General features: G+C 64.3%; 8 protein-coding genes, 1 tRNA gene and 1 pseudogene. 8 read left to right on the top strand and 2 right to left on the bottom strand.

From position 1 onward, the window contains the following. Positions 1–247: 247 nt before the first annotated feature. Positions 248–337 (bottom strand) — tRNA-Ser (locus tag AC0L25_RS31705). 322 nt (positions 338–659) lie between these two features. Here AC0L25_RS31705 and AC0L25_RS31700 point away from each other — a divergent pair. From AC0L25_RS31700 to AC0L25_RS31690, 3 genes are all read left to right on the top strand, one after another. Then, positions 660–1,349, top strand: a complete 690-nt coding sequence (locus AC0L25_RS31700; protein WP_473599069.1) for a 50S ribosomal protein L21 — start codon at positions 660–662, stop codon at positions 1,347–1,349. A gap of 100 nt (positions 1,350–1,449) precedes the next feature. Continuing rightward, positions 1,450–1,719: a 50S ribosomal protein L27 gene (gene rpmA, locus AC0L25_RS31695; protein WP_023678077.1), complete on the top strand. Its 270-nt coding sequence runs from the start codon at positions 1,450–1,452 to the stop codon at positions 1,717–1,719. A 117-nt stretch (positions 1,720–1,836) separates the two neighbouring features. Beyond that, on the top strand, positions 1,837–2,424 hold the full coding sequence (locus AC0L25_RS31690) for a GNAT family N-acetyltransferase (protein WP_473599068.1): 588 nt from the start codon (positions 1,837–1,839) through the stop codon (positions 2,422–2,424). A gap of 185 nt (positions 2,425–2,609) precedes the next feature. On the opposite strand, the pseudogene AC0L25_RS31685 reads toward AC0L25_RS31690, so the two are convergent. Then, a pseudogene (locus AC0L25_RS31685) lies at positions 2,610–3,478 on the bottom strand (endonuclease/exonuclease/phosphatase family protein). 113 nt (positions 3,479–3,591) lie between these two features. Between AC0L25_RS31685 and obgE the strand changes: the two are divergent. From obgE to AC0L25_RS31660, 5 genes are all read left to right on the top strand, one after another. Continuing rightward, the gene (obgE, locus tag AC0L25_RS31680; protein WP_473599067.1) at positions 3,592–4,620 is read left to right on the top strand and encodes a GTPase ObgE; all 1,029 of its coding nucleotides are present in this window, start codon (positions 3,592–3,594) and stop codon (positions 4,618–4,620) included. A 2-nt stretch (positions 4,621–4,622) separates the two neighbouring features. Continuing rightward, positions 4,623–5,819, top strand: a complete 1,197-nt coding sequence (gene proB, locus AC0L25_RS31675) for a glutamate 5-kinase (RefSeq protein WP_473599066.1) — start codon at positions 4,623–4,625, stop codon at positions 5,817–5,819. A gap of 3 nt (positions 5,820–5,822) precedes the next feature. Continuing rightward, positions 5,823–7,109, top strand: coding sequence for a glutamate-5-semialdehyde dehydrogenase (locus tag AC0L25_RS31670; RefSeq protein ID WP_473599065.1), 1,287 nt, complete (start codon positions 5,823–5,825; stop codon positions 7,107–7,109). A 244-nt stretch (positions 7,110–7,353) separates the two neighbouring features. Then, positions 7,354–7,956, top strand: a complete 603-nt coding sequence (locus AC0L25_RS31665) for a nicotinate-nucleotide adenylyltransferase (protein ID WP_473599070.1) — start codon at positions 7,354–7,356, stop codon at positions 7,954–7,956. 87 nt (positions 7,957–8,043) lie between these two features. Beyond that, on the top strand, positions 8,044–9,339 hold the full coding sequence (locus AC0L25_RS31660) for an MFS transporter (RefSeq protein ID WP_473599064.1): 1,296 nt from the start codon (positions 8,044–8,046) through the stop codon (positions 9,337–9,339). Positions 9,340–9,452 lie beyond the last annotated feature (113 nt).

Raw genomic sequence — 9,452 nt, 5'->3', positions numbered from 1 at the left:
CATCGACAACCCGTTCGGCACGGGGTTGTCACCCATGTCTTAGGTACATTCTGTTACCTATGTCTCCGGGCTGGACATGAAACGATTGGCGCGCCCGAAGAGATTCGAACTCCTGACCCCCAGATTCGCTAGCAGGTACACTCCGACCCCACCACGCTTGAACTCGAAGCGCCAGTGGGGAAGAAAATGGGGAAGTAGTACAACCAAGCCGCAAAGCCAAGCATTATCAATGGGCTAGGACGATAATTGGCGGAGAGGGAGGGATTCGAACCCCCGATGGGCTTGCACCCATGCCGCATTTCGAGTGCGGTGCATTCGACCACTCTGCCACCTCTCCGCGGTCATGGTCCGCCGTTGCCGGCGCGGCGCACTAGATAACGGCTGGACGGACAGGTTACAAGGGCCAATCTGCCTGATATCAGGCTTCTCTCCGGGCCGTATGGCTCGTCCCTCGATACCTCTGCCGCTTGTGCCAACGGCACCGGCTTGCTTTCGGCCGTTTGCCTTGACTCGCGCCGCACCTTCGGCTAGGGACAGCGCGCAATCGGCGTGGAGGGCTCTTCCGCGCCGCTTGCTTTTTGAACCCGCAGACTGACAAAAAGACGGCCGAACCGCCTGAAGCGGTTCATCAAGGCCGACCGAACAGCGAAAGGCAAAAAATGTTCGCAGTCATCAAAACGGGCGGCAAGCAGTATCGTGTTGCCGCCAACGATCTCCTGAAGATCGAAAAAGTCGAAGGCCAGGTCGGCGACATCGTCGAGATCGGCCACGTGCTCGCGCATGGCGAGGGCGAGAATGTCACGTTTGGCGCGCCGTTCGTCGACGGCGCCCTGGTCACCGCCGAAGTCGTCGAGCAGGGCAAGAACCGCACGGTCATCGCCTTCAAGAAGCGCCGCCGGCAGAATTCGCGCCGCAAGATCGGCCATCGCCAGCTTCTGACCACCGTGCGGATCGCCGAGATCCTGCTGGGTGGCGCCAAGCCGACGAAGAAGGCCGCGGCCAAGACCGAGCCGAAGGCCGAAGTTGCTGCAAAGGCCGAGGCGAAGGCTGAAGCCGCGCCGAAGACCGAAGCCAAGGCAGAGGCAGCGCCGAAGGAAACCGAGGCCAAGGCAAGCGAAACCGCCGCTCCACTGTTCAAGGCGCCGAAGGGTGAGCCGGACGATCTGACCGTGATCAAGGGCATCGGCCCGGTCGCGGCCGGCCAGCTGAACGAACAGGGCATCACCACCTTCGCGCAGATCGCCAAGCTGTCGGACAAGGATGTCGCCAAGATCGACGAGCATATGCCGTTCAGCACCGACCAGATCACGGACTGGCGCGAGCAGGCTAAGGAACTGGCGAAGAAGTAAAGCGCGCCGGCGCAATCGTCGCCGGTTTGGACTTGAAACGGAACGCGAACGCGTTCATAAGACCTTTTAAGCGCCCTTGCGGCGCATCGGAGTTAGTTAGATGGCACACAAGAAAGCTGGCGGTTCGTCGCGCAATGGTCGCGACTCCCATTCCAAGCGGCTCGGCGTGAAGAAGTTCGGCGGCGAAGCCGTGATTCCGGGCAACATCATTATTCGTCAGCGCGGCACGACGTGGCATCCCGGCACCAATGTCGGCATTGGCACGGATCACACGCTGTTTGCGCTCGAAGCTGGCGCAGTCACCTTCAACAAAAAAGCCAATGGCCGAACCTACGTATCGGTGAACCCGATGACGAAGGCCGCGGAGTAGCCGGTTCCGTACGAGAACACCGGCACCCATCTCGGGAACCGGTGTCTGGCCAAGCCAGGAAATGGATCAGGGGAGATGGGTTTCCATCTCCCCTTTTTCTTTGCCTGGAGGACTGACATGGTTGCCGAAGCGGAAGACACGGACGGTGAAAGTTACGCGATAGATTGCCCGGTCCTGGTGACCGAGCGGCTGGTCCTGCGGGCGCCGCGCGAAAGCGATATCGAGCAACTGGTGGTGCTCGCCGACAACCGCCATGTCGCCGAAATGCTGGCCCGCATGCCGCATCCCTATGGCGAGGCCGAAGCACGCGCCTTCCTGGCGATGACGGCATCGCGCCGGGCCGGGATTGCCTATGCCCTGACGCTGGCCGGTACCGAAACCTTCGTCGGTTGCGCCGGCCTCAACACCACCGATCGCGGGCTGGAACTCGGCTACTGGATCGGCGAGCTCTACTGGAAGCGCGGCTATGCGACGGAGGCAGCACATGCGCTGGTCGACCTCGCCTTCCAGAAGACGGCGATCCAGGTGCTGCATGCCTCGACGCGGGTCATCAACCCGGCCTCGCGCCGGGTCATCCACAAATGCGGCTTCCAGTATGCCGGCCAGGGCATGCTGAACTCGATCGTCGCCGGCCAGGTGCCGGTCGAGCGCTACCGTCTCGATCGCAGGACCTGGACCAGCCTCAGGAACTGGGTGCATTTTTAGAGACCGTTTGGAAACTCTACTCTGGCGGCCATCTGATGGCGTTTTCTGCGCTTCCGGTGCTCACGGACCCAAATGTCCGCTGCGCTCCGGTTCTCGAAACCACCACCATATGACTCACCCGAGCGAATTTCGAAACGGTCTCTGACGCGTGGCCTGGCGCGAAGGATTGCGAACCAAACTCAAGGTCAGGCCATCTCGACCCAGACCGGCAGGTGGTCCGAGCCGACTGCTTGCCGGTCGACCCACAGGCGCTTCAGCGATTTGGCGAGCGAAGCGCTGGTGAAGACATAGTCGATGCGCTTGTGGCGGCTGGCGTCGCCAGGCCGCTTGGGGTCGACCCAGGTGATGAGATCGACGCCCGCGGCGGCAAGGCGCAGGGCGGCATCGACGGCAAGATCGGCGGTCACAGGCATGCCGAATTCGTGATCCAGGCGGCCGGCGAGTTCGACATATTCCGGCGATCCGGCCAGCATGTTGAAGTCGCCCATGACGACGAAGCCTTCGGGACAAGGCAGGTCCGGCAGGCCAACCTCGGCGACGCCCGACAGCGCGCCGCCCTCGATGGCGTAGTTCAACAGGCGCTGACGCAGAAACCGGATCTGGCTGGCGCGTTCGACCGGGCTGCGATGGTCGAGATGGGTGGAATAGAAGCGGATGAAACCAAGCGGCGTCTCGATCAGCGCCTCCAGCGCGCCGCGCTGGAAATTCATCACTTCGAAACTGCGGCTGCGCGGCAAGAGGAGATTGCGCGACAGATGAACCGGCGTTTTCGACAGCATCATGTTGCCAAGCTGGAAGGTGGTGGTGATGGCGCGGCCGTTTTCCAGACGCGAGCCGACATTGGCCTCGAAATTGCTGCCATAGACGGCGAAATATTCGGGCAGCGCCTCGCCAAGCTCGGCCACCATGCGCGGCCGCCATTGTTGGGGTTGTTGCGCGAGACCTCCTGCAGCGCGATTACGTCGGCGCCGCGCACGGCATCGGCGATGCGGCCGACATCGTAGCGGCCGTCAAGACCGACGCCGTAGTGGATGTTGTAGGTTACGAGCTTCATTGCGACTCCGGCCATGTTCATAAACAGCCTCGCCCTTCGCCCCGCCTTGGTTTAGAGCAGTGCCGAACGTTAGAGCAATGCCGCAAGGCCACTAGCAGAAACTCAGCAATACGATGAAATTTCTTGATCAAGCCAAGGTCTATGTCCGCTCCGGCGACGGTGGCGCCGGTTCGGTGTCGTTCCGGCGCGAAAAGTTCATCGAGTTCGGCGGTCCCGACGGCGGCGACGGCGGCCGCGGCGGCGACGTCTGGGTGGAGGCGGTCGATGGGCTGAACACGCTGATCGACTATCGCTACCAGCAGCATTTCAAGGCCAAGACCGGCACACACGGCATGGGCCGCAACATGACCGGCGCCAAAGGCGCCGACGTCACGCTGAAAGTGCCGGCGGGAACGCAGGTCTTTGCCGAAGACAACGAGACGCTGATCGGCGACCTGACCGTCGTCGGCCAACGCTACCTGCTTGCCAAGGGCGGCAATGGCGGCTTCGGCAACCAGCATTTCAAGACCTCGACCAACCAGGCGCCGCGCCGCGCCAATCCCGGCCAGCCGGGCGAAGAGCTCAATATCTGGCTCAGGCTCAAGCTGATCGCCGATGCCGGCCTGGTCGGGTTGCCCAATGCGGGCAAATCGACTTTTCTGGCCGCCGTGACGGCGGCCAAGCCGAAGATCGCCGATTATCCCTTCACCACGCTGCATCCGGGTCTCGGTGTGGCCCGCATCGACGGGCGCGAGTTCGTCATCGCCGACGTTCCCGGCCTCATCGAAGGCGCGCATGAAGGCGTCGGCATCGGCGACCGCTTCCTCGGACACGTCGAACGCACGCGCGTCCTTCTGCACCTCGTCTCGGCGCAGGAAGACAATCCGGGGAAGGCCTACAAGACCGTGCGCACCGAACTCGACGCCTATGGCCATGGGCTGGTCGAGAAAGTCGAGATCGTAGCGCTTTCCCAGGTCGACACGCTCGATGTCGACGCACGCAAGAAGAAGGTCGCTTCGCTGAAACGCGCCGCCGGCCGCGCGCCGATGCTTTTGTCGGCGGTCACCGGCGAAGGCGTCGAAGCCGTTCTGCGCGCGCTGATGACGGTCGTGGCCGAGGCACGCGAAGCTGTCGCCACGCCGGTCGAGACGCGCTGGAGATAGCGATGGCCGCGCAGCTGAAAAAATACCGGCGCATCACCGTCAAGATCGGCTCGGCGCTGCTTGTCGACCGCGCGACCGGCCTGAAGCGCGACTGGCTGGCCTCGCTTGCCGACGACATCGCCGTGCTGGCCGAAGGTGGCGCCGAGATCCTCGTCGTGTCGTCCGGCGCCATCGCGCTTGGCCGCACCATTCTCGGCCTCGGCAAGCGGGCGCTGAAGCTCGAGGAGAGCCAGGCGGCGGCGGCCGTCGGGCAGATTGCGCTGGCTGGCGCCTGGTCGGATGCGCTCGGCAAAGGCGGCCTGAAATCGGGCCAGATCCTGCTGACGCTCGGCGACACCGAAGAGCGCCGCCGCTATCTCAATGCGCGCGCGACGATCTCGACGCTGCTCAAGATGAAGGCGGTGCCGGTCATCAACGAGAACGACACGGTGGCAACCTCCGAAATCCGCTATGGCGACAACGACCGGCTGGCGGCGCGTGTCGCCACCATGATGGGCGCCGATCTCTTGGTGCTGCTCTCCGACATTGACGGGCTCTACACGGCGCCGCCAGCGCGCGACCCGCATGCCCGGTTCATTCCGGTCGTCGACCGCATCACTTCTGAGATCGAGGCAATGGCGGGTGCGGCCGCTTCGGAGCTTTCGCGCGGCGGCATGCGCACCAAGCTCGACGCCGGCAAGATTGCCACCGCCGCCGGCACCGCCATGATTATCACATCAGGCACCCGCCTGTCGCCGCTGATGGCGATCGAGCGTGGCGAGCGGGCGACTTTCTTCCGGCCGAGCGCCAATCCGGTCAAGGGCTACAAGACGTGGATCGCCGGGCAGCTCGAACCGGCTGGCCGGCTGACCGTCGATGCCGGCGCGATCGGCGCGCTGATGTCGGGCAAGTCGCTGCTGCCGGCAGGCGTCAAACTGGTCAGCGGCAATTTCTCGCGTGGCGACACGGTGGCGATCCTGTCGCCCGAAGGCCGCGAGATCGCGCGCGGACTGGTTGCCTACGATGCCGCCGATGCCGTAAGGATCGCTGGCTTGAAGACAGCCGAGATCGAAACGGTGCTTGGTTATGAAGCGCGATCGGCGATGATCCACCGCGACGACCTTGTGGTGAGCCATTCCGGTGACCAAGTACGGGCCGCTGACCAAGTACAGGCCGGTGACCAAGTACAGGCCGGTGACCAAGTAACCAGCGGAGGATGAGCCATGCTGAAGCTGCATGAAAAATCCCGGGACGACACTGCCGCGCTGATGGCCGATATCGGCCGTCGCGCGCGGGCCGCCGCCCGACCGCTGGCCATCGCCACAGCTGAGCGCAAGCACGCCGCGTTGATCGCCATGGCGGAGGCGATTATCCGCCGCGAGCGAAACATTCTCGACGCCAATGCCATCGATGTCTCGAATGGCCTCAAGTCCGGGCTTTCCGGCTCCTTCATGGACCGGCTGAAGCTGGATCCCGCCCGCATCCGCGCCATGGCCGACGGCATCCGCGAAATCGCCGGACTGCGCGACCCGGTCGGCGATGTCATTGCCGAATGGGACCGGCCGAACGGCCTGCATATCGAGCGCGTGCGCACACCGCTCGGCGTCGTCGGCGTCATCTATGAGAGCCGGCCGAACGTGACGGCCGATGCCGGGGCGCTGTGCCTCAAGGCCGGAAATCCGGTGATCCTGCGCGGCGGCTCGGATTCGCTCAACGCCTCGGCGGCGATCCATGCCTGCCTGGTCGAAGGGCTGAAGGCGGCCAATTTGCCGGAGCATGCCGTCCAACTGGTGCCGACCGCCGACCGCGCCGCCGTCGGCGAGATGCTGAAAGGGCTTTCCGGCAATATCGACGTCATCATTCCGCGCGGCGGCAAGAACCTGGTCGAACGCGTCCAGAACGAGGCGCGGGTGCCGGTCTTCGCCCATCTCGAAGGCATCTGCCATCTCTACATCGACCGCTCGGCTGATCTCGACATGGCGGTCAGGATCGCGGTCAACGCCAAGATGCGGCGCACCGGCGTCTGCGGCGCGGCCGAGACGCTGCTGGTCGACCGTGCGGTGGCCTCCACCCATCTGGTGCCGACCCTCGAGGCATTGCGCGCGGCAGGGTGCGAAATCCATGCCGACGCCGAGGTGTTGAAAGTGTTTGCCGACGCCAAACCGGCGAGCGACGCCGACTGGGTGAGCGAATATCTCGATGCCATCATCGCAGTAAAGCTGGTCGACGGCGTTGCCGGCGCGATCGAGCACATCGAGACGTTCTCCTCGCACCACACCGAGGCAATCGTCGCCGAGGATGCCGGTGCGGTCGAACGTTTCTTCAACGAGATCGATTCGGCGATCCTCCTGCACAATGCCTCGACGCAATTCGCCGATGGCGGCGAATTCGGCATGGGCGCCGAGATCGGCATCGCCACCGGCAAGATGCATGCGCGCGGTCCGGTCGGTGTCGAGCAACTGACCTCGTTCAAGTACCGCGTGCGCGGGACCGGACAGGTGAGGCCTTGAAGCTATTTGCCGTTAGAGCTTGAGGCTTTGCGCCCAGCCACCCCCCTCTCTCCTGCCGGACATCTCCCCCGCAAGGGGGGAGATCGGCTGTTAGTTGCGGTTTCGCCAATTACCAACCTTGCAGAATTTGCGCCGCCAATGAAGCTGCCAATCTCCCCCCTTGCGGGGGAGATGTCCGGCAGGACAGAGGGGGGTGCGTAGCGCAATGCTATCCTCACTGCCTGCCTCCTCTCCCTTCCTCAAGATGCCGCATGCCGAAAAGGGCTTGGCCGTCGGGCTGTTCGGCGGCTCGTTCAATCCTGCCCATGCTGGCCATGCACTGGTCGCCGAGATCGCGCTCAGACGCCTGGCGCTCGATCAGCTGTGGTGGATGGTGACGCCGGGCAATCCGCTCAAGAGCGCGCGGGAACTGGCGCCGCTGACTGAACGGCTGCGCCTGTCCGAGCAGATCGCACGGAACCCGAAGGTCAAGGTCACCGCCTTCGAAGCGACCCATTATGTCCGCTTCACGGCCGACACGCTGGCCCTGGTCAAGGCGCGCAACCCAGGCGTCGACTTCGTCTGGATCATGGGCGCCGATTCGCTTCGCGATTTCCACCGCTGGCAGCGCTGGCGCCAGATCGTGATGACGTTTCCGATCGCGGTTGTCGACCGCCCTGGCGCGACGCTGTCGTTCCTGTCGTCGGTCGTCGCCAAGACCTTCGATTACGCGCGTGTCGACGAGGGTGACGCGCCGCGGCTCGCCCGCATGAAGGCGCCGGCCTGGACCTTCATTCACGGCCCGCGCTCGTCGCTGTCGTCGACCGCGATCCGCAAGATGGCTAAGGGCTTGGCCCGTACGGACTAGCCTTCTCCCGCAAGAAGGGGAGAAGGCAAGTCCGGCCGTGTCGCATTTGCGGCTGCCTTTCCCGGATCCGTAGGCCATCCTGCGGGCATGGCGATTCTCGAGCGAAACCAGACCAGACGCGATCCGGAGCAGGGCAGTCCGCCAGCCCCGGCGATCGCTATCGCCAGCGTCGTCCTGTCGATGGCGCTGGTTGCGGTCGGCAACGGACTGATGTTCGCCTATATCCCGGTCCGGCTCGGCGCCGAAGGCTTCGATCCGACCTGGGCCGGGCTGATCGTCACAGGCCTTTCGGCGGGCGGCCTGGCAGGCTGCATCCTTACCGGTCCGTTGGTGCGGCGCGTCGGCCATGCGCGCGCGTTCATGGTGCTGTCGGCGCTGATCGTGCTGTCCAACGCTGCCGTCGGGGCCGGGCCGCACCCGCTGTCGTGGATCGCGGCACGCGCGCTCTACGGCTTTGCCATATGCGGCCTGTTCATCGTTGCGCAAAGCTGGCTGAACGACGTCATCGCCAACGCCATACGCGGCAGGGTCATGGCCTTCTTCTACGTCGCCTATGTCGCTGGGCTCGGTGTCGGCTACTCCACACTGGCGCTGATCGACATAAGGGCTGCGGACGCGCCGATGATCGGCATCGCCTTCACCGCTCTGTCGATCCTCCCCGTCGGGCTGACGCGGCTCGCCCAGCCACCGCCGCCGCAGGCGGCGTCGGTCGCGCTTGGCCGGGCCTGGCGGATTTCGCCGGTGGGCGTCGCCGGCATGCTTGCCGTCGGCGGCCTGTCAATGACGATTTCAGGCTTCGCACCGATCCATGCCACGGCCAAGGGCTACAGCCAGGCAGATGTGGCACTGCTTTTGTCGGCGATGCCGGTCGGCACGTTGATCCTGCAGATCCCGCTCGGATGGATTTCCGACCGCACCGACCGGCGCTTTGTGCTGGTCGCCGCTTCGGCGCTTGCCTTGGCGGCAGGCCTGTTCGCGCTGGGCTTCGACGGTGGTGCGCTGGCGGCGCTGGTCGTTATCTACGTGGTCTGGGACGGTGCGTCGGAATCGATCTATTCGCTGGCCAGCGCGCATGCCGCCGACCGCGCCGGCAAGGACGACATGGTGGCGCTATCCAGTTCGCTTCTGTTTGCGTGGTCGCTGTCCGGCTTTATCGTGCCCGGTATTGTGACCGGGCTTTCCGCTGTCTATGGAACGCAGGCTTTCATCTATGTGGCCATCGTCATTGCCACTGGTTTTTGCCTGTTCGTGCTGTGGCGTGTGGTGGCGATGTCGCCTGTTCCCGCCGCCGAGACCGGCAATTTCGCGCCGATGACGGCACAGGCACCGCTGCCGGTCGACCTCGCTTTCCCATCCGAAGAGCAGCGCCGCGCGGACAGCTAAAGCGCGTCGCGTTTGACCGGCCTCATGCGACGCGCTTTAGAGCGTCGGACGCTCAGGTTGAATCGAGAGGGGATTCCAGTGAGGCGACGTTCGTGATTCACTTCCTGTAGGAG

The organism is Mesorhizobium sp. WSM4813, assembly GCF_055811555.1.
Note: the sequence above shows the minus strand (reverse complement) of the source record. Positions and strands in the feature narration are given on the sequence as shown.

Excerpts from the sequence above, each read along its gene's own strand:
- rpmA (WP_023678077.1), top strand. The coding sequence starts at position 1,450 with ATGGCACACAAGAAAGCTGGCGGTTCGTCGCGCAATGGTCGCGACTCC.
- obgE (WP_473599067.1), top strand. The coding sequence starts at position 3,592 with ATGAAATTTCTTGATCAAGCCAAGGTCTATGTCCGCTCCGGCGACGGT.
- proB (WP_473599066.1), top strand. The coding sequence starts at position 4,623 with ATGGCCGCGCAGCTGAAAAAATACCGGCGCATCACCGTCAAGATCGGC.
- AC0L25_RS31660 (WP_473599064.1), top strand. The coding sequence starts at position 8,044 with ATGGCGATTCTCGAGCGAAACCAGACCAGACGCGATCCGGAGCAGGGC.
- AC0L25_RS31665 (WP_473599070.1), top strand. The coding sequence starts at position 7,354 with ATGCCGCATGCCGAAAAGGGCTTGGCCGTCGGGCTGTTCGGCGGCTCG.
- AC0L25_RS31690 (WP_473599068.1), top strand. The coding sequence starts at position 1,837 with ATGGTTGCCGAAGCGGAAGACACGGACGGTGAAAGTTACGCGATAGAT.
- AC0L25_RS31700 (WP_473599069.1), top strand. The coding sequence starts at position 660 with ATGTTCGCAGTCATCAAAACGGGCGGCAAGCAGTATCGTGTTGCCGCC.
- AC0L25_RS31670 (WP_473599065.1), top strand. The coding sequence starts at position 5,823 with ATGCTGAAGCTGCATGAAAAATCCCGGGACGACACTGCCGCGCTGATG.